The sequence below is a fragment of the Exiguobacterium sp. s91 genome (assembly GCF_018618915.1).
Classification (GTDB): Bacteria; Bacillota; Bacilli; order Exiguobacteriales; family Exiguobacteriaceae; genus Exiguobacterium_A; species Exiguobacterium_A abrahamii.
This window is the reverse complement of sequence record NZ_JACSMZ010000002.1, coordinates 297,462-320,374: the sequence shown is the minus strand read 5'-3', so window position 1 is coordinate 320,374 and position 22,913 is coordinate 297,462. Positions and strand designations below refer to the sequence as shown.

The 22,913-nt window shown below is 48.4% G+C and carries 27 protein-coding genes; 22 read left to right on the top strand and 5 right to left on the bottom strand.

Annotated elements, in window-relative coordinates:
* Positions 1 to 321: 321 nt before the first annotated feature.
* From glmS to KNQ06_RS13025, 4 genes are all read left to right on the top strand, one after another.
* On the top strand, positions 322 to 2,118 hold the full coding sequence (gene glmS / locus KNQ06_RS13040) for a glutamine--fructose-6-phosphate transaminase (isomerizing) (RefSeq protein WP_064300436.1): 1,797 nt from the start codon (positions 322 to 324) through the stop codon (positions 2,116 to 2,118).
* 76 nt (positions 2,119 to 2,194) lie between these two features.
* Positions 2,195 to 2,761 carry a hypothetical protein gene (locus KNQ06_RS13035; protein ID WP_214805791.1) on the top strand — a complete coding sequence of 189 codons (567 nt, stop codon included), beginning with the start codon at positions 2,195 to 2,197 and terminating at the stop codon, positions 2,759 to 2,761.
* A 23-nt stretch (positions 2,762 to 2,784) separates the two neighbouring features.
* Positions 2,785 to 3,552 carry an alpha/beta hydrolase gene (locus KNQ06_RS13030; protein ID WP_215148551.1) on the top strand — a complete coding sequence of 256 codons (768 nt, stop codon included), beginning with the start codon at positions 2,785 to 2,787 and terminating at the stop codon, positions 3,550 to 3,552.
* A gap of 38 nt (positions 3,553 to 3,590) precedes the next feature.
* Positions 3,591 to 4,190, top strand: a complete 600-nt coding sequence (locus tag KNQ06_RS13025; RefSeq protein ID WP_149426613.1) for a short chain dehydrogenase — start codon at positions 3,591 to 3,593, stop codon at positions 4,188 to 4,190.
* A 38-nt stretch (positions 4,191 to 4,228) separates the two neighbouring features.
* On the opposite strand, the gene KNQ06_RS13020 is transcribed toward KNQ06_RS13025, so the two are convergent.
* Complete coding sequence (locus KNQ06_RS13020; RefSeq protein WP_215148549.1) at positions 4,229 to 4,402, bottom strand: hypothetical protein; 174 nt, start codon at positions 4,400 to 4,402, stop codon at positions 4,229 to 4,231.
* A 129-nt stretch (positions 4,403 to 4,531) separates the two neighbouring features.
* Between KNQ06_RS13020 and KNQ06_RS13015 the strand changes: the two genes are divergently transcribed.
* The 4 genes from KNQ06_RS13015 to KNQ06_RS13000 all read left to right on the top strand — a co-directional run bounded on the left by KNQ06_RS13015 (position 4,532) and on the right by KNQ06_RS13000 (position 7,535).
* Positions 4,532 to 5,092, top strand: a complete 561-nt coding sequence (locus KNQ06_RS13015) for an isochorismatase family protein (protein WP_215148547.1) — start codon at positions 4,532 to 4,534, stop codon at positions 5,090 to 5,092.
* Positions 5,093 to 5,105: 13 nt separating this feature from the next.
* Positions 5,106 to 5,588, top strand: a complete 483-nt coding sequence (locus tag KNQ06_RS13010) for a GNAT family N-acetyltransferase (protein ID WP_167507516.1) — start codon at positions 5,106 to 5,108, stop codon at positions 5,586 to 5,588.
* Positions 5,585 to 6,478, top strand: coding sequence for a phosphotransferase family protein (locus KNQ06_RS13005; RefSeq protein WP_214724782.1), 894 nt, complete (start codon positions 5,585 to 5,587; stop codon positions 6,476 to 6,478). Before KNQ06_RS13010 ends, KNQ06_RS13005 begins: the two co-directional genes overlap by 4 nt.
* 64 nt (positions 6,479 to 6,542) lie before the next feature.
* Complete coding sequence (locus tag KNQ06_RS13000; RefSeq protein ID WP_215148545.1) at positions 6,543 to 7,535, top strand: NAD(P)/FAD-dependent oxidoreductase; 993 nt, start codon at positions 6,543 to 6,545, stop codon at positions 7,533 to 7,535.
* Positions 7,536 to 7,596: 61 nt separating this feature from the next.
* Here the strand turns inward: KNQ06_RS13000 and KNQ06_RS12995 are convergent, their stop codons facing one another.
* A complete protein-coding gene (locus KNQ06_RS12995; RefSeq protein ID WP_041254964.1) occupies positions 7,597 to 7,935 on the bottom strand; it encodes a winged helix-turn-helix transcriptional regulator in 339 nt (112 codons plus the stop codon).
* Between the two features lie 116 nt (positions 7,936 to 8,051).
* Between KNQ06_RS12995 and KNQ06_RS12990 the strand changes: the two genes are divergently transcribed.
* On the top strand, positions 8,052 to 8,906 hold the full coding sequence (locus KNQ06_RS12990) for an NAD(P)H-binding protein (RefSeq protein WP_215148543.1): 855 nt from the start codon (positions 8,052 to 8,054) through the stop codon (positions 8,904 to 8,906).
* A gap of 74 nt (positions 8,907 to 8,980) precedes the next feature.
* Positions 8,981 to 9,832 carry a PPK2 family polyphosphate kinase gene (locus tag KNQ06_RS12985; RefSeq protein WP_029343121.1) on the top strand — a complete coding sequence of 284 codons (852 nt, stop codon included), beginning with the start codon at positions 8,981 to 8,983 and terminating at the stop codon, positions 9,830 to 9,832.
* Positions 9,833 to 9,874: 42 nt separating this feature from the next.
* Here KNQ06_RS12985 and KNQ06_RS12980 read toward each other — a convergent pair whose 3' ends face one another.
* The 3 genes from KNQ06_RS12980 to garR all read right to left on the bottom strand — a co-directional run bounded on the left by KNQ06_RS12980 (position 9,875) and on the right by garR (position 13,623).
* The gene (locus KNQ06_RS12980) at positions 9,875 to 11,218 is read right to left on the bottom strand and encodes a GntP family permease (RefSeq protein WP_215148541.1); all 1,344 of its coding nucleotides are present in this window, start codon (positions 11,216 to 11,218) and stop codon (positions 9,875 to 9,877) included.
* 71 nt (positions 11,219 to 11,289) lie between these two features.
* Positions 11,290 to 12,729: a four-carbon acid sugar kinase family protein gene (locus tag KNQ06_RS12975; RefSeq protein WP_215148539.1), complete on the bottom strand. Its 1,440-nt coding sequence runs from the start codon at positions 12,727 to 12,729 to the stop codon at positions 11,290 to 11,292.
* A gap of 3 nt (positions 12,730 to 12,732) precedes the next feature.
* On the bottom strand, positions 12,733 to 13,623 hold the full coding sequence (gene garR / locus KNQ06_RS12970; RefSeq protein WP_149426620.1) for a 2-hydroxy-3-oxopropionate reductase: 891 nt from the start codon (positions 13,621 to 13,623) through the stop codon (positions 12,733 to 12,735).
* A 185-nt stretch (positions 13,624 to 13,808) separates the two neighbouring features.
* Between garR and KNQ06_RS12965 the strand changes: the two genes are divergently transcribed.
* The 12 genes from KNQ06_RS12965 (at position 13,809) to manA (ending at position 22,882) form a co-directional block, all read left to right on the top strand.
* Positions 13,809 to 14,426 carry a GntR family transcriptional regulator gene (locus KNQ06_RS12965; RefSeq protein ID WP_215084891.1) on the top strand — a complete coding sequence of 206 codons (618 nt, stop codon included), beginning with the start codon at positions 13,809 to 13,811 and terminating at the stop codon, positions 14,424 to 14,426.
* Between the two features lie 121 nt (positions 14,427 to 14,547).
* Positions 14,548 to 14,973, top strand: a complete 426-nt coding sequence (locus KNQ06_RS12960; protein WP_023466686.1) for a DMT family transporter — start codon at positions 14,548 to 14,550, stop codon at positions 14,971 to 14,973.
* Positions 14,974 to 14,985: 12 nt separating this feature from the next.
* Positions 14,986 to 15,648 (top strand): Crp/Fnr family transcriptional regulator, encoded by a 663-nt coding sequence (locus KNQ06_RS12955; protein WP_353049199.1) that lies wholly within the window; start codon positions 14,986 to 14,988, stop codon positions 15,646 to 15,648.
* 12 nt (positions 15,649 to 15,660) lie between these two features.
* Positions 15,661 to 16,131, top strand: a complete 471-nt coding sequence (locus KNQ06_RS12950; protein ID WP_023466690.1) for a DMT family transporter — start codon at positions 15,661 to 15,663, stop codon at positions 16,129 to 16,131.
* A gap of 2 nt (positions 16,132 to 16,133) precedes the next feature.
* A complete protein-coding gene (locus tag KNQ06_RS12945; RefSeq protein ID WP_149426621.1) occupies positions 16,134 to 16,835 on the top strand; it encodes a YjjG family noncanonical pyrimidine nucleotidase in 702 nt (233 codons plus the stop codon).
* A 107-nt stretch (positions 16,836 to 16,942) separates the two neighbouring features.
* Positions 16,943 to 17,380, top strand: a complete 438-nt coding sequence (locus tag KNQ06_RS12940) for a GNAT family N-acetyltransferase (RefSeq protein ID WP_483299331.1) — start codon at positions 16,943 to 16,945, stop codon at positions 17,378 to 17,380.
* Positions 17,381 to 17,482: 102 nt separating this feature from the next.
* Complete coding sequence (locus KNQ06_RS12935) at positions 17,483 to 18,025, top strand: sigma-70 family RNA polymerase sigma factor (protein ID WP_149426622.1); 543 nt, start codon at positions 17,483 to 17,485, stop codon at positions 18,023 to 18,025.
* Positions 18,000 to 19,358, top strand: a complete 1,359-nt coding sequence (locus tag KNQ06_RS12930; RefSeq protein WP_149426623.1) for a DUF4179 domain-containing protein — start codon at positions 18,000 to 18,002, stop codon at positions 19,356 to 19,358. The genes KNQ06_RS12935 and KNQ06_RS12930 overlap by 26 nt, the downstream gene beginning before the upstream one ends.
* 65 nt (positions 19,359 to 19,423) lie before the next feature.
* The gene (locus KNQ06_RS12925) at positions 19,424 to 19,906 is read left to right on the top strand and encodes a GNAT family N-acetyltransferase (RefSeq protein ID WP_215084896.1); all 483 of its coding nucleotides are present in this window, start codon (positions 19,424 to 19,426) and stop codon (positions 19,904 to 19,906) included.
* A gap of 98 nt (positions 19,907 to 20,004) precedes the next feature.
* The gene (locus tag KNQ06_RS12920; protein ID WP_215148537.1) at positions 20,005 to 21,072 is read left to right on the top strand and encodes a YcjF family protein; all 1,068 of its coding nucleotides are present in this window, start codon (positions 20,005 to 20,007) and stop codon (positions 21,070 to 21,072) included.
* A gap of 40 nt (positions 21,073 to 21,112) precedes the next feature.
* Positions 21,113 to 21,754 carry a peroxiredoxin-like family protein gene (locus tag KNQ06_RS12915; RefSeq protein ID WP_064300457.1) on the top strand — a complete coding sequence of 214 codons (642 nt, stop codon included), beginning with the start codon at positions 21,113 to 21,115 and terminating at the stop codon, positions 21,752 to 21,754.
* Between the two features lie 177 nt (positions 21,755 to 21,931).
* Positions 21,932 to 22,882, top strand: coding sequence for a mannose-6-phosphate isomerase, class I (gene manA / locus KNQ06_RS12910; RefSeq protein WP_149426626.1), 951 nt, complete (start codon positions 21,932 to 21,934; stop codon positions 22,880 to 22,882).
* Positions 22,883 to 22,913 lie beyond the last annotated feature (31 nt).

The following is a 22,913-nucleotide window of genomic DNA, read 5'->3' as shown; positions in this document are numbered from 1 at the left end:
GTATTGATTAGAAAAATATCGGGAATAGTTACAAATACGTTACCTTTCTTGCTTTTTCAGATTAAAGTTCGTATGATGGTGAAGTCGGACAGAAACGGGGTCAGACGGAAACAAGAAGCGCCAGGGCTTTCTTCGTAGGATGAAAGCTGACGAGGTGGAGGTTTATCGAATCATTCGGCGGATGCCTCCCGGTACCAGATCCATACCGTAAATCGTTCTGAAATCGTTCAAGTGATTGGACGGACAAACAGACCGATTGGGATCCTCTCAACAAGAGCCGTTTCCTCTTTAGGGAAATACTTGTAAATGGAGAGATGTAACATGTGCGGAATCGTAGGTATGATCGGACAGGTCAACACGAAGGAAATTTTATTAAAAGGTCTCGAGAAGCTCGAGTACCGCGGCTATGACTCGGCAGGTCTTGCGTTCGTCAACGACGGCGTCCAAGTCCATAAAGAAGTAGGCCGGATTGCTGCGCTACGCGAAGTCGTTCCTGCTGATGCAGACGGCACAGTCGGAATCGGACACACACGCTGGGCAACACACGGTGTCCCAAGCGTACCAAACGCGCACCCGCACCAAAGTGCGTCAGCACGTTTCACACTCGTGCACAACGGCGTCATCGAAAACGATGAGCAGCTAAAAGCAGAATTGAATGTCGATCTCCTCAGCGACACGGATACAGAAGTCATCGTTCAGATGATCGAAAAGAACTTCAACGAGACAGGTGACGTCGCGGAAGCATTCCGTCAAACACTCCGTGTCTTGCACGGTTCGTATGCCCTCGCATTGATCGATGCTGAAAATCCAGACGTCTTATACGTCGCAAAAAACAAATCACCACTTCTCGTTGGTCTCGGTGACGGTACGTTCAACGTCGTCGCATCAGACGCAATGGCAATGTTACAAGTAACGGATCAATTCATCGAGTTGCATGATGGCGAGATGATCATCTTGACGCGTGATAGCGTCACGATCCAAGATCTCGATGGGAACGTCCAAGAGCGTGAAGCGTACACGGCTGAAATCGATGCATCAGACATCGAAAAAGGAACATACGCGCACTACATGCTCAAAGAGATGGATGAGCAACCAGCAGTCATCCGGAACATCGTTCAAAAATATCAAAACGAAGCAGGCGACATCACACTCGACCAATCGGTCCGTGATCTCGTACTCGGTCGTGATCGTGTCTACATCATCGGTTGCGGAACAAGCTACCATGCTGGTTTGATCGGGAAACAGTTGATCGAACAAATCGCAGGCATCCCGACAGAAGTTCACATCTCTTCTGAGTTCGGATACAACATGCCATTATTGACAGAGAAACCGCTCTTCCTCTTCCTTTCACAATCAGGTGAAACAGCGGATAGCCGTGCCGTTCTCGTCGAAGCGAAGAAACTCGGTCACCCGGCACTGACGATCACGAACGTTCCAGGATCAACATTGTCACGTGAAGCGAACGCAACATTGTTGCTCCACGCAGGTCCAGAAATCGCCGTTGCTTCAACAAAAGCGTATACAGCTCAAATCGCTGTTCTTGCTGTCCTTGCGTTTGACCTTGCTCAAGCAAAAGGGGTTGCCGTCAACTTCGATCTCATGAAGGAACTCGGTAAAATCTCAAGTGCGATGGAATCAGTCATGTCTCAAAAAGATCGTTTCCAAGAAATCGCGACAGAATACTTGTCTGAGTCACGTAACGCGTTCTTCATCGGTCGTGGACAAGATGCATACGTCGGGATGGAAGGTGCATTGAAACTCAAAGAGATCTCGTATATCCAAGCAGAAGGATACGCGGGTGGAGAGCTCAAGCACGGTCCAATCGCCTTGATCGAAGACAACACACCGGTCATCGCGCTCGTGACACAACCACATGTTCACCTCAACAACCGTGGGAACGTCAAGGAAGTCGTCGCACGTGGTGCAAACGCGTGTGTCATCGCAGCAGAAGGTCTTGAATTGCCGACGGATGCATTCGTCATCCCAGCAGTCGAGCCACTCTTGTCACCGCTCTTGTCGGTCTTACCACTTCAATTGATCTCATACTACGCGGCACTCGGTCGCGACTGTGACGTCGATAAGCCACGTAACTTGGCGAAGTCGGTAACGGTTGAATAAGGAAACAAATCGACTCCAAATGACAGGCGTGTAAGCGTCTGCCGTTTGGAGTTTTTTATATTAGGAGGAGAACGAGATGAACCGCTGGATCACCGCATTTCCTAAGAGATATGAACAGGACGTTCGGGTCGTTAAAGCGTGTTTACCATTTGCATGGACACGCTTATCACCAGGAACAATCAAAGTGAAAGTAGAGCAGGAACAGATACAGATTCCGATGCGTTTATACGTGTCAGAAATCGACTCGGAGCGGATCGAGGAACTGACGTCGACACAACAAACGATGTTATATTGTCTCTACACCCGTCACCATGATGGTCATGTTCGTGAGCATTATCTTCAGCAGTTACTTAAAAACCATCCACACGACGGATGGGTTCTTGCCTATATCATCGAACTTGCTAGTGAGTACGTCCGTGACATCGTCGACATCATCGTACCCGCAATCGAGCAATGGGATCCGGAAGTGAAGCGGCGGTTCGTCGAGGATGATCCGGCATACATGAAGCGAATCGAAGACCGGATGATCAGTTACTGGAATGCTTATTATCGGTCAAGTGGCGAACGACGATCCGAAGCGGACTACCCAGGCTTTCGGATTATAGAATCGTTACGGGAGGATGCTTCGGTAGAGGAAGTGTGAAGAGATGAAAAGGAGGGGCGAACTTGATTACAAAATCAAAGGATCTGTACTTAGAAGGACCCGGACCTGCTGTTTTGTTGTTACATAGTTTTACTGGAAGTGCGAATGAGATGCGGGGACTCGCTCGTTTTTTACATGCAGCCGGGTATACCTGTTACGCGCCCAATTACGCCGGGCACGGGGAATCGCCGGAGCGCTTGTTTGAGACGACGATCGAAGACGTCTGGCAGTCCGCGCAAGTCGGACTCGCGTTTTTACAAGATCGAGGACACAAAGACATCTTTTTGATCGGACAATCACTCGGTGGAGTGATGGCACTTCGACTAGCAGAACAGTCAGGATGTGCCGGACTCATCTTACTCTCGACGCCGATTCTTGAGCGGACGATTGCGGGACTCGAGCACCGCGTCCGTCGGTATACAGAACGGTATTTTCAATTTGACGATCGTTCACCGGAGTGGATCGTAGACTTTGTCGACCGTCATTTTCCACGCCCGGAGAAAGACTTACGGGCACTGCAACAGTTCATTCTCGACACAGGAGTCGTCTTGCCGAAAATCACACAGCCCATCGCCTTGTTCCTTGGTGCCTTAGATGATGCCGTCTATCATGCGAGTCTCGAGCGAATCGAAACGACAGTGCCGAGCCGAGATCAGAAAAAGGTCCTTCTTCCGAACAGTAAACATTTACTAACGCTCGATCGGGATAAACAACGTTTATTCGAAGAAATCCTCGTCTTCTTGAAGACGCATCCGGTAGATTCCTTGAAACCATCAGCTGCTGTGCAGTAGGCTAGATAGGTAAGCTAGACGTGAAAGGGGAAGGGATCATGCGAATTTTAGTAGTAGGAGCAAGCGGAACGATTGGGCAGGCAGTCGTCGAACGGCTGAGTGAGCGGCATGACATCATTCGTGCCGGACGAAGCGGAGCGGATGTGCAAGTCGATATTACGTCAGAAGCAAGTATCCGAGCGATGTATGAAACAGTCGGTTCTGTTGATGCTGTTATCAGTGCCACAGGTGGCGCTCATTTTGGTCCATTGACGGACTTAACACCGGAGCTTAATCAAATTGGAATCGACAGTAAACTAAAAGGTCAGGTCAATCTGGTCCTACTTGGTTTACCGTCAGTACGAGACGGAGGAAGCTTTACGCTGACGACCGGCATCATGATGGACGATCCGATTCGCCAAGGCGCATCCGCAGCGCTTGCAAACGGTGGGGTTAAAGCGTTCGTTCATGCAGCAGCAATCGAGATGCCACGAGGTATTCGAATCAACAGCGTCAGTCCGAACGTACTGATTGAGTCGCTCGAGAAGTACGGACCCTTCTTCCGTGGTTTTGAAGCCGTTCCGGCGTCACGTGTCGCGACCGCGTTCGAAAAGAGTGTCGAAGGGGCGCAGACGGGGCAAAATTACGAAGTCTATTAACTAAAAAAAGCAGGTAGCGAAAATCGCTATCTGCTTTTTTAGAATCCGGATAGGACATAACGTTCGATCCCGAATAGTAATAGAGTGATCCCGAGACAAATGAGTAAGTTGCGTACGAACCAGCGACGTGTCATCGTCCGGTTCATGATCAGTTTCTCCAGTGTCAGATTGACGAGAAGCACACATAAGAAGATGACGCCAAACCAAATCATCCAGACACATCCTTTCCTTCTTCTTAACGAATCCAACAGCTAAAAAGTTTCGCGTCTGTCAGGAGCAGGAAATCATTCAGATGAACGGGAAGGAAACAAGCAGTCGATTTTACAAGGAGGAACATGACGATGAAACAAGCGGTCCTAGTGATTGATTTTCAAAAGGAACTCGTCGACGGAAACACGGAAGAACGTCCGGTATACTTAAAAGAACAAGTCGCGCATGTCATCGAAGCAGTCGTACTTGAAGCAGACGAACGGAACATCCCGATCGTCTTCATTCGGGATCTGGACGTCGCTGGTGGAATTGGACCTGGGTTTGCAGTCCATGACTCGATTCCCGTTCCAGCTTCCAGTGTCACGTTCGATAAAGCGGCGACGAATGCGTTTCACGGCACCCCCTTGCTCGATTATCTACGCCAAGCATCGATTGAACATCTGATCGTCTTAGGCTGTAAGACGGAACACTGCATCGATACCGCGGTGCGCAGTGCGACGGTGCATGGCTTTGATGTCACACTCGTCGCCGATGGGCATACGACGAACGGGTCCGATGTCCTGACGCCGGAGCAAATGATTGCCCACCACAATCAAGTCTTGCACGGTCATTATAACGTCGAACATTTTGCGATCGTTCGTCCGTCGACGGAAGATATCTTCACCCCAATCCACAATGACTACCGGACATGAAGAGGAGAATAAGATGATTGAATTACGAAAAATAACAGCGTCTGATTACGATCGCTACGCGACGCTCGTCCAAGATGAACGTGTCATGCGTTACATCACGGAACAGGCATTAACAGATACGGAAACGAAACAACGCTTTGAGCGAATCCTTGAACAACAGCAGCACGACCGACTCGGATCGTATCTGATTTATACCGAAGAGACATGGATTGGAATTGGGCACATGACCCGGAGTCAAACGCAACCGTTTGAAGCAGAGCTCGGTTACATGCTGCTACCCGATCAGTGGGGACGCGGATACGGCACAGCGATTGCAGAGCGTCTCTTACAGTTAGCGACAGAAGAAGAGCTACAGGTCGTCACGGCGACGATTGATCCAGCACATGAAGCGTCGCGCCGTATTTTGATCGGATTAGGTTTTGAATCGACCTATGTTGGACCGATTGACGGTCTACCAGGTGAAACGCTACAGAAAATAGTGGGGACGACGGAATGACACGAGACGAATGGATTGAACATTTTCAACTCGACGTCGCAACATGCGCGACTGTCGACGAATCGTATAGTTCTGAAGTCGATCGTCTCGTCCTAACGGATGGTCAGATCGTCTTCTTGAAGCGTCCCTATACGGCTGAAAAGTGGTACCGAGAGCGTGGCTGGATTCGTGTACTAAAAGGGTTTGTACCCGTGCCGCACATCTTAGCTGAAGCAGCTCCTGGGCAGACGACCGGGTCGTTCGTGCTTGCTGCCTTACCGGGACAGGCACCGGTCACGATGACTAAAAAATTGGCGTACGAAATTGGTCGAACGCTCGCAATGCTGCATACGTGTACAGGAGAAGCTTACGGCGAGTATACGGAAGATGGATTTTATGCCTATCCGGTTCAGGACTGGCGACGCTTCCGGAATGAAAAACTCGATGGATTCATGCCGTTCATCACGACCGAACTCGATCCGGTTTTTTTAGAGAACATCCAAACAGAGTTAGTCAGACGAGAACAGTCGTTACCGGAGCCTTCACGTCCCGTTGCCACACATTGTGACTTCCGCCTAGCAAATTTACTGACGGTAGGTGATCAAGTCACAGGGGTGATCGATTTCGAGACGACCCGCTACGGGGCCGTCGAGATGGACTTCACGAAGATCGTCCGTAATCTCAATACGTTCGGTTCCATTTACGTCACGGCATTTCAAGAAGGATACGCGACGTTACACCCAGACGTGCCGATTGAGACGTATCTAGCATACTATCGCTTGTGGGAAGCACTCACGGCCGTTGGCTGGTGCATCAAACGTGGACTAGAAGAGCACCGGGCGTTCTTTGAAGAGAACATCATGCTCATCGAGCAGGAATTACAAACGACGAGCATATCGGACGGGTATTGATTCACCCATGTCTTGGAAGAAACCTCTATACTTAGGGAAATGAGGAATATGAGGGGGAAGCGAGATGACAGGGAAACGAATCGGAATCATCGGTGGTGGACTCGCCGGAATCTTTGCGGCACGTCAATTGCAGGCAGCAGGACATGCTGTTGAAATCATCGAAAAAAGCCAGAGCGTCGGGGGGCGAATGGCAACTCGTCGGATTGATCAAGGAACAGCGGATCATGGTGCCGTCTTCTTCACGGTTCGGACGGAAGAGTTGGAACGCGAAGTCGACGAATGGCTTGAGAAGGGATGGGTTCGTAAGTGGTTCGGAACGGATTTTCCACGCTATGTCGCGACGAACGGCATGAATCAACTCGTACAAGCCATTGGTCGAGGGATTCCTGTCCAGTTGAATGAACAGGTCACGCATATTACGGCAACGGAAGGCGAACTCGTCACACAAGCGACGGATCATCAAGGTACGTATGATGCGTTACTCGTGACGGCGCCTGTGCCGCAAGCATATGAACTGTTGCAGTCTTCTGATCTGGCGCTTGGAGATGACGATCATGAGCAGTTGCGCCAAGTGACGTTCGAGCCGACATTCGTGGGTCTGTTTGAAATCAAAGAGCGACTGACGATCGGGGAAGTCGGCCTACAAGACGAACAACTCGTCGATGGGATGCTAAAACTCGTCAATAATGCCGAGAAGCAGATTTCGAAGACGACACTCTTGAGCGTCTATATGACAGCTCGCTTCAGTGAAGACTGGTACGAGCGTCCGGAAGAAGAGACACTCGCTGAAGTCGAGCGGCTGTTACAACAGCAACTCGGACCGGTGACGATTGTTTCGCGTCAGCTCAAACGTTGGCGTTACGCTCAGGCACGTGCGGTTTACCGGACACCGCATTTGAAACTAGCGGCACATCCGCTTTGGCTTGCCGGGGATGCGTTCCTTGAAGCCGATGATGCGTCAGGGCGGACGCGCGTCGAGAGTGCTGTCATCTCCGGATTACGCGTCGCAGAGGCGATTGATACCCACTTACGTCAGACGGTGACAGCGACGAAATGAACGACAACATGCACTTCTTTTCTGAATCGAGAAGAAGCGCATGTTTTTTTGTTACTCACGATCATTCCCCCTGGAAGTGTTGCTCACTCCAAGCTGCCATTTGGTCAAGAATCGGTAAAAAACTATGTCCGGCATCCGTCAGGGAATATTCAACGCGAGGAGGAACTTCGCCAAAGACGTGTCGTTGAATCAAACCGTCCGCCTCGAGTTCGCGAAGCTGACGCGTTAATGTTCCTTTAGAGATGCCTGTTAATTGTTGCAGTTCATGAAAACGATGCGTCCCGTGTGTCAGGTGCCACAGCAAGATGATCTTCCATTTGCCAGCGACCATCTGTTGGACCCGAGTGACTGGACAAGCCGTCCGTTGATTGGTCGTTGAATCGAATACAGCGACGTTCATCCTCTCCCATTGGTTCGTTTTGAGGGACCTAGTTTCAGATAAGTGCCTACTTTTTTTAGTGTATCACCTGGCGTATCATGAAGAACAACATCAAACTTAAAAGGAGTGGTTTCATCATGAAATGGTTAATTACAGGAGCAACCGGAAAATTAGGTGCGCGCATCGTGCAACATCTCAGTGAACAAGTCGGTAACGAACAGGTAGCGGTTAGTGTCCGTGACGTTGAAAAAGCAGCGTCGCTTGCAGCGCAAGGAATCGACGTCCGGCATGGTGATTTCGATCAGCCGGAAACACTAGGACACGCGTTTCAAGGTATCGATCGTCTGCTGATCATCTCGACGGACGGTGAAGAAGCAACACGGATCCGGCAACATCAAGCCGCCGTAACGGCAGCACAAGCGGCAGGCGTCAAGCTGATCGGCTATACGAGCATCGCTAATGCGGCACACAGTACGAACGGACTTGCGCGAACACATCGGGTCACAGAAGAAGCGATTCAAGCGACAGGTACCCCGTATGTCTTTTTCCGCAACAACTGGTATCTCGAAAATGAACTCGGAACGATGGATGCCGTTTCACAAGGCGCAGACTGGTTAACGGCAGCAGGCGAAGGAAAAGTCGGATGGGCGTTACAAGATGAGTATGCGCTAGCGATTGCGACGGGGCTGACGCTTGAGCATCCAAAAGCGATCTATGAACTCTCTGGACCGTTGCATACACAAGCAGAACTTGCGAATGCAGTCGGAACAGTGCTTAACCGATCGGTCGCTGTAGACGAAGTAGATGGCGCGACCTATGGCGAGCGGATGCAAGCAGCTGGCTTACCTGACTTCTTGATTCCAATGTTGACGGGTATCCAGGCAGATATCGCGGCCGGAACTCTGGCAGTAGAAAGTACTGATTTTGAAGAATTACTCGGTCGTCCTGTGACGACGCTAGAAGATGGAGTCCATCTCCTTTTGAAAAGATAAGTTCATCTGAACGTTTTCAGGACGAACGAGTAGGGTAAACCCCCTTTAGAAGCAATTAAAGGAGGAGCCCTACCATGAAACTGTCATCCTATCGTGTTAAGGAAGGCGAGCAAGTCTCGTTTTCGAATTACCCGACATCAGAAAAACATGAGATTTCGGAAGCGGAATTGCGAGAGAAGCGGATTCCGAAAAGTGTCGAGACGTTACAAGAGTTACACTGGCGTTTGCATGCCGAAGAGAAGAACGGCGTCCTCGTCATCCTGCAAGCGATTGATGCAGCGGGGAAGGATGAGGCGATCAGCTACATCTTTTCGAACCTAAACGCACAAGGACTCCGGACGATTTCCGTCAAAAAACCGTCGGATACGGAGCAAAAACATGACTATCTATGGCGGATCCACGAAGGACTACCGGAAAAAGGCGAAGTCGGCATCTTGAACCGTTCCTATTATGAGGAAGTCATTGCGCCACGCATCCATGATTTGCTCGAGGAAGAGGAAAAGCCGGATGACGGAGATGTGTGGCAGATGCGCTATCGCCAAATCAATGACTTTGAACGCTATCTCGTCGAGAACGGCTTCCGGGTCGTCAAGTTTTTGTTCCACGTCTCAAAAGAGGAGCAACGGCAACGATTATTGACTCGTCTGAAGGATCCAACGAAAAACTTCGAATTCTCGTTCAGTGATATTGAGGAACGCAAGCACTGGGATGAATACCATGAGATTTTTGCTGAGCTCGTCTCAGCGACATCGACATCGTATGCACCGTGGTACATCTTGCCGGCAGATGACGAATGGTATTCTCGCTATATCGTCACCGAAGTCATGAATGACGTCTTGAAGGAAATTGATCCACAATATCCGAAGTTGTCGGAAGAAGATCAGGAACAACTGGATGAAGCGATTAAACGATTGGAAAACGAATGAACAAAAATGCCACCGATGAATGTCATCGGTGGCATTTTTGAGTTAGAGTCCAGGTAAAATCCCTGTGAATAGACTTAAGAGGAAGACTGTAGCGAGCGCTGTTAAACCAGCGATAAAGCCACCGCCCGTCCAAGCAAGAAGTGTTTGAGGAATCGTCAATTTACCAAACCGGTTGACGACCCAAAAACCTGAATCATTGGGTAAAGAAAGTCCAATTCCACCAGCACAAATCGCTAGGCCGAGAAGAATCGGAGACACACCTAATTCTCCGACCATCGGACCGAGAATACTCGATGTCGTAACGAGGGCGACCGTCGCTGATCCAAGTGACGCCCGGAGGATCTGCGAAAAGATGAATGCCAGCAAAAGAACCGGGATACTCCAGTTTTGCATCGTCGTAATGAGGTGATCCCCGATGCCACTATTATTGATGACGGCACCAAAGGCACCACCGGCTCCAGTAATCAAGATGATGATTCCGGCTGAACTGATCGCTTCCGAGTATAAGCGTGCGTTCGGGATTGCGATGTATGGGCGTAATAAGATGACAGCAGCAAAGACACTAATCAATAAGGCAACGTTTTTCTCACCGATGAATCCAAAGAACGTCGCAATCGAAGTTCCGGGAAATAGCAGTTGAGAGACCGTATTCAATAAAATCAAGACGATGGGTAAAGCTAACATGAAGAAGCTAAGTCCTGTGCCGATTTCTTTCTTTGGTAAATCCGCTGGGTCGATCGATAGTTCTTCGATGTCGCCAGAATGCTTAATTCGTTTTCCGATGAACATACCGTACAGGTAACCACCAACGAGAGTAGCTGGAATGGCGACGATGATCCCATACAGAATGAAGAAGCCGAGCTCTGATCCTGTATTTTCTGCGACGACGAGTGGTCCAGGTGTCGGGGCGATCATGTTATGCGAGACGATTAGACCAACCCCGAGTGCCGTAACGAAACTGACGACGGAGATACCTGTTTTAGAAGAGAGCGAACGAATCAATCCACTTAAGATGACGAAAGCTGCATCAAAAAAGACAGGAATGGAAACCGCTGTTCCAGTTAGGGCGAGTCCGGCAGAGGATTTTTTAGGTCCGAACACATTCAAGACAGCTTGGGCAATCTTTTCGACAGCACCCGATGCACCAAGAAATTGACCAAAGATGACACCAAGACCAATCAGGATACCGACACCCGCAAGTGTGTTCCCGAAACCAGTCGTGACGACGGATGCGACTTCTTTGACAGGCATCCCGATGGCTAAAGCCGTCAAGATGGAGATCGCTACAAGTGCCAGAAACGGTTCGATTTTAAGCTTTAGGATGGAAATGAACAGTAGAGCTAGAGACAGAATAAAAATGACGACCAATAAATTACCCGTAACCATCAAGATCTCTCCTTCATATCATGAATTCCACTGAGGTGATGACTCACCTCTTGTATCCGCTTACAAAATTATCAAGCGTGAAGTAGTTCTGCGACTTCTTTTAGCGTCGTCTTCGAACCGACATTCCCTGGGAAGATGACGTATGTCAGTCCGGGGAACTTACTTTCGGCTCCTGTTTTCCAAACCGGGATACCGGGTTTGACTTGACCGGCAACAGTTGCTCGTTTGACTTTCAGACCAGTCGTCCCGATATCACTTGACGTGATTCCGCCTTTAGCGATGATGTAGCTTGGACGTACATCCAGACGGGTGACGATGCTCGTCACAGCATCAGAAATTTTAACGGATAGCTTTAATTCATTCTCTTGTTGATTCTCTCCTAGGTCGAGACGCTCTCGTCTCGTATAGACGGCAACCGTCTGTCCAGATGCAATCAATCGTTCCGTCGTCGTGATGATTCGATTGATTTCTTGTTCGAATTGATCAGGAGACAGGACAAGATGGACATCAAACTCAATGAAATGAATGAAGTCACACGTTTTTAATTCGGCTAGTTGCTCTGTCGTTTTTTGGACATGTGATCCAATCATGATTAAACCGCCAGGCGTCGTATCGGACACGAGTTCTTCTTTTGTCAGGAGGGGACGCTGATCGATTCCACCGATGACTTTCGTAAAAGCTGCGGCCGTCCGGAATAAAAATCGTTTTCCTGCATTCATTGCGCGAATCAAAGCAATCGTCGCGACTTTGACATCAAGATAATCTGTCGCATTGATGATGATTTTATTGAAATCTTGAGCGTTCATTAGTTGTGCCACAAGTGCGTCAAGACGGACCTGCCGTAAATCATCCAGTGATAAGGAGATGACGGTGTCTGCTGGGAAAGCTCCACCCGATTTTTCTTCTGCCCATTCCCCAAGGTGCGAAGCGGAATAACCGAACGTCCGGTCCTTTGCGAACTCTGTTTGACCTGCCGGTACGAGTGTGTCGTCTTCGAGCACATAATGGATATCGTTGATCGTAAGACGACCACCTTCTTGGAAGAATGGCATCAGGATTTCACCGTCGAAGTGACCACTGGATTGTTGTTCGAGGGTGTGGCGTAAGACGTCCGTTTCGAGCGGATAATGACCACGAAGTGTCGAATCACCACGACTGATTAAAATAAACGGCTGATTTCGTTGATCGGAAACGGCTTGGACGGTAGCCGCGATGTCTTCATGGACTTGTCGTGTTTCTTCACGCGTAAATCCACGAGAATTCGTCAAAATAAAAAACATCGACTGGTCTTCGCTAAATCCGGCCTCGATACTTTCGCTCGTCCAGTCAGTATAGACAGACACGCCATGGACGGTCTGCACACCTGTTGGATCATCGTCGAGGACGATGATTTTATGAGGAAACTGATGTAAGGCTTCAACTAATAATTCATCGACTACTGTTGCATCCGGTAGGGATGGTAATTGGTTGAGTGTCGTTTTACTTGGTAATGTCGGGAATGTCGAAATCATCGTTTACACCTTCCTTACTTCAACATGTGCTAATTTTTCGTAGTACTGAATGATGCCGCCGTGATCATCCGCAGCTTTTCCATCAATTTTTAATGCATGGAAAATCTCAACGAGTTGGCTAGAGAGGGGTAAAGGAACACCGATCTCATGCGCGGTTTCCATGACGTTCGTCATATCTTTTAAGTTGATATCGATGCGTCCACCGGCAACGAAGTTTCGCTCTAGAATCAACGGTACTTTCGCATCGAGTACAGCACTTCCAGCAAGACCGCCGCGAATGGCTTGATACATCTTCTCTACATCGATGCCAGCTTTTGCGGCAAGCGTCAATGCCTCGGACATGGCAGCGATATTTAAATTGACGATGATTTGATTGGCAAGCTTAGCCGTGACACCGCTCCCGTTTTTGCCGACGAGCGTGACGCTGGCACCGATGACTTCTAGGAGTGGTCGGACGGTTTCAAAGACGTCGTCTTTCCCGCCGACCATGATGGAGAGCGTCCCGTCGATTGCTTTCGGTTCTCCACCACTGACGGGTGCGTCGAGCATCTCAACTCCGCGTAGTGCTGCTTGTTGTGCAATCTCGACCGAGGCGACGGGGGAAATCGAACTCATATCAATCAAGATCGTTCCAGCTGTAGCCGTTTGTAAGAGACCGTTTTCTCCAAGGACGACTTGCTCGACATGATGCGACGCCGGTAGCATCGTGATGATGACATCACACGTCGCTCCCATATCAGCAGGTGTTCCGAATACCGCACCCGCTTGAACGAGTGTCTCGATACTTTCCGTATTTAAATCATTCACCGTGACGTCATATCCGGCTTTTAGTATATTCAAGGCCATCGGTTTTCCCATGATGCCTAAACCAATAAATCCAACGCGTGTATTCATTTGATCAAACTCCTTTTCATAAAAAGATAGCGCTTTCATAAAGTCTTTAACCGAATTGTACACACTAAGTTCATTTTTGTATACAATTTATTTAAAGATGTATACAAAAATATGTCTCTTTCCAATTCCCAATATTAAACTTATACTTTGAACTAGAAGAAATTCGAATGTAGGAGACGATGTCTGTGGGGAAGAAAACGACGCAATTAGCATATGTTCAGGCATATGAATACATCCGGGATCGCATCTTAAACGGAGAACTGGAACGTGGAACAAAGTTAGTCGAAGAGCGTCTAGCTGAGGAAATGGGAATTAGCCGTACTCCCGTCAGAGATTCGATTCGAAAACTGGAGCAAGAAGGATTGATTAAGCAAAAACGTGTCGTCAATCCGAGCGACATGGATTTGCGACACATCTTTCAAGTCCGAATGTTGCTTGAGGGCTTTGCAGCCAGTCATTGTGCGACATATATGCGAGAAGCTGATTTAGAAAAGTTGAAGCAGTGTGTCAAAATCGGTAGAACGGGCGAACTCGAAGAAGTGATGGCGGCGAACAAGGAATTTCACGATGTGATCGTCGGGGCAACGAACAACCCGGTGATGATTGATATCATTGATCGGATGCAATCCATCATCTATCTATTCCGTAAGACTGTTGTCCACCATAAACGACCACTCTTGATTGAAGAACATGATGAGATCTATCAAGCGATTTTGAATCATCAACCAGAAGAAGCGGAGCGATTGATGAAAGCGCATCTTCAACTGGATTTAGAATTTTGTTTGAATTGGATGAAAGGATGAACGAGGTTGATATCGTTCATCCTTTTTTACATCACTATGCTGTCTCAGGACAAATGTCCTGTTCAAATCAGATGGACTCTCGTTAAATGAAAGTATCATGGAATAGGAGAGGAGTATGCACATGCGAGGTGTCTTATTTGCGATTGCTGGTGGCTTTTTCTTGACGCTCCAAAGTGTCGCCAATGCCCGGATCAGTCAGACGATCGGGACATGGCAAGCAGCAACGATCACTCAGATGACTGGGTTCATCGTTGCGATTCTCTTAGCGATCGTCTTACGGGATCGTAGTTTTTCAGCGATGCGACGTGTCAAACCGCTTTATCTGGCAGGGGGTGCCTTTGCAGCGATCATATTATTCAGCAACATGACAGCTGTCCACCGGATGGGCGTAACTTTGACGATTTCGCTCTTTTTACTGGCGCAATTAGCACTGGCACTCTGGATTGACGGAAGAGGCTGGTTCGGCGTCATGAAACGTCGACTGCGGGGACCGCAGATCATCGGCATCTTGATGATGGTCGCAGGCATCTTCATCTTAAAGAGCTAAGGAGGAGAAGAAGTGACGGACATTGTGACCTATTTGGAACGGTATCAGTTAACGCATGTCTTTGACGCATCGCTACGCAAGGCGATGCACATTCAGACGTTCGTATCGGGTGAGGCTTTATGCCGACAAGGCGATGTTGCGCAAGAACTCTACCTGCTCGTCGAAGGGAAATTGAAGATCACGCATATGTCGGCAACGGGGAAACGTCTCGTGTTGTCCTTCAAGCATCCGTTTGATCTCGTCGGCGATATTGAGTTCGTCCGAAAGATTGATTTGATGAACACGGTCGAGGCAGTGACACCAGTGACCGTCTTATGCATTGCTTATCCGGATTTGGAAGAAGCACGTGTCCATCATCCTGCCTTTTTATTATTTTTACTCGAGACGATCACGAAAAAGTTTGAATTAAAATCGCATACGCTCAGCTTCAATCTGTTGTACCCGGTTGAAGTTCGGCTAGCCAGTTATTTGTTGTCGATGACACCTAATACGGATGCTTTTGCGAGTAAGGAACTCGTCGATGCGGCAGATTTGATCGGAACGAGCTATCGTCATGTCAATCGTGTCTTACGCCAGTTCGTCGACGATGGGTTGATTCGCCGGACACAGCATACGATTGAAATCATTGATCGAGACGGATTGATGGAACGAGTCGGAGAAAGCATTTACGAATGAAGGAGGTGCGACATGGTTACGGGAATCATCCTTGCCCTTTGTGGGGGCATGCTCGTCTGTATTCAAAATACGTTTAACGCAAAAGTCAAAGAACACGTCGGTGCTTGGGCGACGACAACGCTAGTCCTTGGACTCGGGTTCCTCGCTTCACTGACGATTGGTCTGATCGTCGAAGGATCACAACTATTTGCACTAAAAGAGGCACAAACCTGGTTTTGGTTCAGCGGAATCATTGGTGTCGGTGTCGTCCTCTGTGTGACGCAAGGCGTTCAACAACTCGGACCGAGTCGAGCGATTTCGATCGTCATGGTATCACAAATCCTGTTTGCCTTACTCTGGGATACGCTCGGTTGGTTCGGTTTACAGACCGTTCCGTTTACGTGGACGAAAGCACTCGGTGTCCTATTGATTGGTGGCGGAGTTCTGTTATTTCAACTGGGCGGGAAAACAACGACTGTACAACACGTACGAAAAGGAGCTTGAATATGTTTTACACGACGGTATTATTCGATATTGACCATACATTACTCGATTTTGAAGCGACGGAACGGATTGCCTTTCGCCGCCTGCTCGAGCAACAAGAGTTGCAGTGGACGACGGAGCGAGAAACGCGCTATAAAACACTCAATCAAGCGCTTTGGAAAGCACTTGAACGAGGCGAGGTGACACGCGAGGAAGTCATTCACTCACGGTTCGTGACGTTCTTCGCGGAAGAAGGACGGACGGTCGACGGACAAGAAGTTGACGAAACGTATCGTGGCTATCTCGCACAAGGAACAGAATTGATTCCGGGTGCGACGGCGCTGCTTGAGCAGCTAGCCGGAAACGTCACGATGTACGTCGTCACGAACGGTATTTCGAAGACGCAACGCGCACGGCTCGAGGGCGCTGGATTAACGGATTTCTTTGAAGAGATTTTCGTTTCAGAGGAGACGGGTTTTCAAAAACCGATGGCAGGATTTTTCGACCATGTGTTTGCGCGAATTTCGCAATTCGACCCGGCGCGAACGATCATCGTCGGGGATTCCTTGTCAGCTGATATCGCAGGTGGCAATCAAGCTGGTATCGCAACATGTTGGTTTAATCCAGAAGGAAAATCAGCAACGGATATCACGCCGACATTTATGATTACTTCGTTAGCCGAACTACCTGCTTTGCTTGAAAACGCAGTAGTTCTTCAACAATGAATTAAACCAACCGATAGGAGAGAGAAGGAAAGGGGGCGATCACTGTGCAACGATGTGATCAACAGACGCTGGAGGTAACTCCCGTCTAACTAAAAGGGGAAATGAACATGATTCAACTTGTACCGGTAACAGCAGAAAACTGGGAAGCGTGTTGTGAGCTGACACTGACAGCAGAACAGCAAGACTTCATGGAAGCGAACGTCTACTCGATCGCGCAAGCGAAGTTCGAACCGAGCCTTGTCCTTCGGGCGATCATGGCAGATGAAGCCGTCGTTGGTTTTGTGCTGTACAACACGGAACTAGAAGAACTCGACGGCTACTGGATTTACCGCATCATGATCGATCAAGCGCAGCAAAGGAACGGAATCGGACGATTAGCGATGCAAGCCGTAATTGACGAGATGCGCGTGTTACCTGCAGCGAAACGAATCGTCGTCGGCTATCGACCGGATAATCAGGCGGCACACCGTCTGTATGCAAGTCTCGGCTTCATCGACCACGGGGATCGATTCGGTCGGGAAATGGCGGTGCGATTAGATATTTGAAGGATGGAAGGACTCTTGGAACGCAAGAGTCCTTTTCTTTTGGATATTTTTTGAAACTTTTCTCGGCTCATCATGCTCTAATTAGTAAAGGGAGGGAACACGATGGACTTACGAAACGAGCACACGACACTCGTCCGCCGTGCAATGAAGCACGATGAAGCGGCATTTGAGCAATTGGTGCTCCTACATAGCGAACAACTCTACCGAACAGCGTATCTATATGTGAAGAACGAACACGATGCCTTAGACGTCGTACAAGAGACAGTTTATAAAGCGTTCATCTCGATCGAACAAGTGAAGGAACCAAAACATTTCGTGACATGGATCACGAAAATCCTGATCCGCAATTGTTATCGCGTGTTGGAAAAACAACAACCAACCGATGACATCTTACTTCATGTTCCGGTGCAGGAAGACCAATCGCGAGACGAACATCTTGATCTCGTGCACGCTTTATCGCATCTGCGAAAAGAATACCGGGATGTCTTAATTCTTTTCTATTTTCATGATATTCCGATGAAAGAGATTGCAAGCTTCATCGGCATTACCCTCAATACGGTCAAGACATACTTAAAGCGAGGACGCGAAGAATTGAAGATACAGTTAGGAGGAATGGATTATGGAGCAGCACGATCTACGAAATGACTATGAAAAAATTCCTGTCCCAACGAACGCCTTACAAGACCGGATTCGTCAAGGCATCACGCAAGGCGTAGCGGAAAGAAAACAACAACGTCCTCGTCGGAAACAGTACGTCGCCATTGCGGGTCTTGCCGCCTCGCTATTCGTGACGACGTTCATCGTTCCACCGTTTGCTTCCGCAATGTCGCATGTTCCATTGATTGGTGGATTGTATCGTCCCTTTACAGAACAGGGCACAGTCGGCACGGAAATCGAGAAGAAACAACTTGCAACAGCAATTGATCAGACGGTCACCGATCAAGGCATTACGATCAAGGTCGTCGACGCCTACTATGATGGTACGACGATCGGGATGAACCTGACGGCAACCGGTGTACCAGACGTTAACGAAACGAAACGAGCTGCGTTTTATGAAGTGTTCAAAGGGGATAAACGATTTGAAGGTACTGAAAATCAAGAACTGGCACATTTCAAACAGGACGGTAAGGTATGGAAAGCACGAATCGAATATGATGTCGGCTTACAGAAGTTAAGTGATTCTATGCAGGTACCACTCGTGATTTCGGAAATGTTTGGTCTAGACGGAAACTGGCAATTCGAAGTTCCAGTCAAACGATTGCAAGCGATTGAACAGACGTTTAATACGACGGTAAAAAATCCTGATTATGCGGTCGATGTCACGTTAAAACAGATGACAAAAGGACAGGCAAGTACGACGTTTGATTATACGGCGGTTTATCCGAAGTCGGATCAATATTGGCTAGAACTGGCTCTGTTTGATGATAAAGGGAAGGAGATCATCAAAAACTGGTCAGTTGGAACATCGTTAGTAAGTGGTACGGTTAGCGGGTCGCAACGAACGGATGTCTCGCGGATTCGATTCGGAAATTATATCATTCCATCCGGTTCCTATACGTTGCATCCTTCTTTACGTCTTTCACCGAAAACACATTGGCTGTCATTAAAGAAGACGTCTTTCCCTTATACGCAACAAGATGCGCATCATCCATTGAAGATGACGATTCAACAGGTAGAGACGTCCGGTTCTCATGTACAGGTCAATTTCTTGACGAACTCGGATCAAAAAAATTCAGATATCAAGTTGGATGTTAAAAACAGCATGTTCCTGATTCAAGGAAACGAACCACCGGATGGTCGTGAAATCAAACCGACTGTTGAAGTCATCGATGCGAAACAAAAGTTACTTCGGGCGACGTTCACGTTATCAGCGTCACAAATCGATGCAATCGATGACTTCTATCTACAAACGGGCTATTCCAACACCGTGACGAATACACCAATCGACTTGAAACCGATTCCGTTCACCGTCGATTAAACAGGAGACTCCTGACATGCTGTCGAACTAGAATCAGCATGTGAGCAACAAAGGAGTCTGATGAGATGGAAGTACGTCAAATGACAGTGGACGATTATCCAGAAGTCGTTCGGATCTACGAACAAGGAATAAAGACGGAGAATGCGACGTTTCGTACGGAAGCATTACCGTACGAAGAATGGAGGAAGCATCACCACGCACACAGCCGCCTCGTTGCGATGGAAGACGAGCAACTGCTCGGCTGGGTCGCGTTAAGTCCATTCTCTTCGATTCCGGCATACGCCGGTGTCGCTGAAATCAGCCTCTATATCGCGGAAGAAGCACGCGGTAAAGGTGTCGGCACACGCTTGATGGAAGACGTCATTCAAGCAAGTGAAGCAGCCGGAATCTGGACGTTGCAATCGCAAATTTTTCCGGAAAATCAAGCGAGTCTACGCCTTCATGAACGATTTAATTTTCGGGAAGTCGGTCGCCGGGAGCGAATTGGTCGGCTCGGAGGCAGATGGCGCGATACGGTATTGCTCGAGCGACGTAGCACATATCTCTAAAATTCGGCAAGTGGACACAATGTTCCCTTGCCTTCTTTGTGTTGAAAGCAAGGGATAACGGGAAAAGACAGACAGCAGAAGAAGGGGGAGGGATCACGATGGATGATTTTTTTGGTGAAGGACTGGAGACCAATCAACAAAAACGGAAACGCAAACTGGAGGAAATCTTTGACCAGTCGTTTGAATCGGAGCGACGGGATTTCAATCAATCGCTGGAGCAGGACGTGACGGTTGCCCTGATCGGAGATGTCAATGCGGGAAAATCTTCGACCTTGAACGCGATTCTTGGTCGTGAAGTCGCAACGGTCGGGGCGCGCCCGGGTGAAACGGTCCGGATTGATCAAGTAAGGCAGCACCCGGAGGATAAAGTCATCTTCGTCGATACACCAGGATTAAATGATGCCAATACACAGAACTCGGAAGCGACGTGGACGTACTATCAAAGTGCCGATGTCATCCTTTACTTTTTAAATGCGGCAGGTACCGTCTTATCTGAGACGGAGACGAAAAACTTCCGTAAGATCTATCAACATAACCAAAATGTCTTGATCGTCGTTACGAAGATGGATGCGACGGATGATGTCGACACGATCGTTCAGCATATTGCAGAAAAACTACCAGGACCCAAAATCATTCCCGTATCAGCACGAGAAGGAACGAACATTGATCGGCTCCGTCGGGAGGTCCTCGATATCTTAAAAAAGTTCGACAAGGATAATGTGTTCGTTCGTCAGATGGATCCGACCGTTCGTGGCAAAATCGCGAACAACTGGATTGTGGGTACCGGAACAGCCGCTGGTGCGATCGGTGCCGTCCCGTTCCCGGGAGCTGATATCATTCCATTGACTTCAATTCAAATCGGCTTAATGCTCAAGTTATCGAATCTGTACGAACGACAGTTATCCAAAGAGAGTGCGAAGGAGTTGCTTGTCGTGACGATCGTCGGAAACTCCGGAAAAACCGCCTTTCGGCAAATAGCGAAGCTCGTTCCGGGGTATGGTGCCGTCATTGCAGCGGGCGTTGCTTCGACCGCCACCCTTGCACTCGGATATGGAACAAAATATGTCTATGAGAATAAGCTCGAATTAACACCCGAACAACTGATGGGGTTTGTGAAACGATTCCGGAAGAAGGCAGAAGAGTCGTCAGAAGAGACAAACGAGTAATCTCCCTGTTATTCTATACAGCAACAAAGGGGGAGAACATATGACACGATTACTCGAAGAAATCAAACAGTATCAATCGGAATTCCGACAAAAGGCACCTGCTGAGAAACAACGATTGATGGCGGAAGCGACAGCTGAGCTGGCTGCTTCTGGTATCGCAAAAGGTTTAGGTGTCGGTGATACGATTCCACACTTTACGTTACCCGATGTATCCGGCAAGCCTGTGGCGATCGAGACATTACTCGAGCAAGGTCCTGTCATCTTGACGTTCTACCGGGGTGGCTGGTGTCCATACTGCAATCTCGAGCTTCGCGCGTATGAACGGGAAATCGACCGTATTCGTGCTCAGGGAGCGACTGTCGTTGCAATCAGTCCGGAGACACCTGAATTTGCTGAGCAGACAGCAAACAAGAATGCGTTAAGTTTCCCTGTCTTAAGTGACGTTGATTTACATGTATCCCGTCAATTTGATTTGGTGTTCGACCTGCCAGATTATTTGATTGAAATTTACAAAGCATCGGGACTTGATGTAGCGAAGCACAACGGAAATGAGGATTGGCAGTTACCGAAACCGGCGACGTTCATCATTGATACGGACGGTGTGATTCGTTTCGCAGAAGTACCATCGGATTATACGAAACGCGTTGATCCGCAGATGATCATCGATTATCTCGAACAGTAAAAGAGCCAGTCAAATATACGAAAACCAACTCCTAGGGACGCACTAAGAGTTGGTTTTTTTTATGATTCAATCTGTTTTATTTGGATAATATAGACATAAAAATGGGTATAAAGAGGTAACCAAACGTATAGATGGAGGTGAAGCGTCGCTCCTAGTCTATCGGGAGTCCGCGTCGATATGTATGCCATTCAACCAATTTTCAAAGAACGAATTTGGGGCGGTCGACGTTTAGAAGCGTTGTTTCAGTTTGAGTTACCAGAAGGACAAATTGGAGAATGTTGGACAGCATCCGCTCATGCGAGTGGGCGGACGTACTTCTTAGATGGACCTGATCAGGGTAAGACGCTAGATGAATTATGGCAAACGAAACGGACAGAACTATTCGGTGATTATCTGCTAGATGCATTTCCGCTTCATGTAAAATTTCTGGACTCGTCCGCCTACTTATCCGTTCAAGTCCATCCGAACGATGAGGAGGCACGACGGCTAGAAGGAGAACCGTACGGCAAGAATGAGTGCTGGTATATCTTAGAGGCTGCACCAGAGGCAGAAATCATTCTTGGTCACAATCTACAATCACGAGATGCCCTGTTTCGGTGCGCTCAAGAAAAGGACTGGGAGACGTCACTTCGGCATCAAAAAGTTAAACCTGGCGAATTCTATTACATTCCGAGTGGTACAATCCACGCTCTAGGACCAGGCATCGTTCTTCTTGAGATTCAACAGATGAGCGACCGGACGTACCGACTATATGATTACGACAGATTAGGAGATGATGGGAAACCGAGAAAATTACACGTTGAGAAGGCAATCGCTGTCACGACGATTCCAGATGAGCCGTGGACGAACCAACCAGAGACGATCATCAAGGAGGGGGGCATCATGACGAAGTTGCTTCAAGTACCTTCCTTTACGGTCATCCGTCATGAAGTGACCGGTCGGTATGCATTGCATGATCATCCGGTCTTTCGTTTATTGACTGTCATCGATGGTAAAGGAGTAGCGCGGCAAGGAAATCGCGTGATTCCTTTACAGAAAGGGAAACAATTCTTTGTACCGCGTCGAGCGGGAGATTACGAGATAGTTGGATCCGTCACATTCGTGACGAGTGAAGTGTTTTTAGACTAGAGCAGACGAAAGGGCACCACTAGGAGGTGCC

Bases quoted from the DNA above. Each gene is read 5' to 3' on its own strand.
- glmS (WP_064300436.1), top strand. From the start codon at position 322: ATGTGCGGAATCGTAGGTATGATCGGACAGGTCAACACGAAGGAAATT.
- KNQ06_RS13035 (WP_214805791.1), top strand. From the start codon at position 2,195: ATGAACCGCTGGATCACCGCATTTCCTAAGAGATATGAACAGGACGTT.
- KNQ06_RS13025 (WP_149426613.1), top strand. From the start codon at position 3,591: ATGCGAATTTTAGTAGTAGGAGCAAGCGGAACGATTGGGCAGGCAGTC.
- KNQ06_RS13020 (WP_215148549.1), bottom strand. From the start codon at position 4,402: ATGATTTGGTTTGGCGTCATCTTCTTATGTGTGCTTCTCGTCAATCTG.
- KNQ06_RS13015 (WP_215148547.1), top strand. From the start codon at position 4,532: ATGAAACAAGCGGTCCTAGTGATTGATTTTCAAAAGGAACTCGTCGAC.
- KNQ06_RS13010 (WP_167507516.1), top strand. From the start codon at position 5,106: ATGATTGAATTACGAAAAATAACAGCGTCTGATTACGATCGCTACGCG.
- KNQ06_RS13005 (WP_214724782.1), top strand. From the start codon at position 5,585: ATGACACGAGACGAATGGATTGAACATTTTCAACTCGACGTCGCAACA.
- KNQ06_RS13000 (WP_215148545.1), top strand. From the start codon at position 6,543: ATGACAGGGAAACGAATCGGAATCATCGGTGGTGGACTCGCCGGAATC.
- KNQ06_RS12995 (WP_041254964.1), bottom strand. From the start codon at position 7,935: ATGAACGTCGCTGTATTCGATTCAACGACCAATCAACGGACGGCTTGT.
- KNQ06_RS12990 (WP_215148543.1), top strand. From the start codon at position 8,052: ATGAAATGGTTAATTACAGGAGCAACCGGAAAATTAGGTGCGCGCATC.
- KNQ06_RS12985 (WP_029343121.1), top strand. From the start codon at position 8,981: ATGAAACTGTCATCCTATCGTGTTAAGGAAGGCGAGCAAGTCTCGTTT.
- KNQ06_RS12980 (WP_215148541.1), bottom strand. From the start codon at position 11,218: ATGGTTACGGGTAATTTATTGGTCGTCATTTTTATTCTGTCTCTAGCT.
- KNQ06_RS12975 (WP_215148539.1), bottom strand. From the start codon at position 12,729: ATGATTTCGACATTCCCGACATTACCAAGTAAAACGACACTCAACCAA.
- garR (WP_149426620.1), bottom strand. From the start codon at position 13,623: ATGAATACACGCGTTGGATTTATTGGTTTAGGCATCATGGGAAAACCG.
- KNQ06_RS12960 (WP_023466686.1), top strand. From the start codon at position 14,548: ATGCGAGGTGTCTTATTTGCGATTGCTGGTGGCTTTTTCTTGACGCTC.
- KNQ06_RS12950 (WP_023466690.1), top strand. From the start codon at position 15,661: ATGGTTACGGGAATCATCCTTGCCCTTTGTGGGGGCATGCTCGTCTGT.
- KNQ06_RS12945 (WP_149426621.1), top strand. From the start codon at position 16,134: ATGTTTTACACGACGGTATTATTCGATATTGACCATACATTACTCGAT.
- KNQ06_RS12940 (WP_483299331.1), top strand. From the start codon at position 16,943: ATGATTCAACTTGTACCGGTAACAGCAGAAAACTGGGAAGCGTGTTGT.
- KNQ06_RS12935 (WP_149426622.1), top strand. From the start codon at position 17,483: ATGGACTTACGAAACGAGCACACGACACTCGTCCGCCGTGCAATGAAG.
- KNQ06_RS12930 (WP_149426623.1), top strand. From the start codon at position 18,000: ATGGAGCAGCACGATCTACGAAATGACTATGAAAAAATTCCTGTCCCA.
- KNQ06_RS12925 (WP_215084896.1), top strand. From the start codon at position 19,424: ATGGAAGTACGTCAAATGACAGTGGACGATTATCCAGAAGTCGTTCGG.
- KNQ06_RS12920 (WP_215148537.1), top strand. From the start codon at position 20,005: ATGGATGATTTTTTTGGTGAAGGACTGGAGACCAATCAACAAAAACGG.
- KNQ06_RS12915 (WP_064300457.1), top strand. From the start codon at position 21,113: ATGACACGATTACTCGAAGAAATCAAACAGTATCAATCGGAATTCCGA.
- manA (WP_149426626.1), top strand. From the start codon at position 21,932: ATGTATGCCATTCAACCAATTTTCAAAGAACGAATTTGGGGCGGTCGA.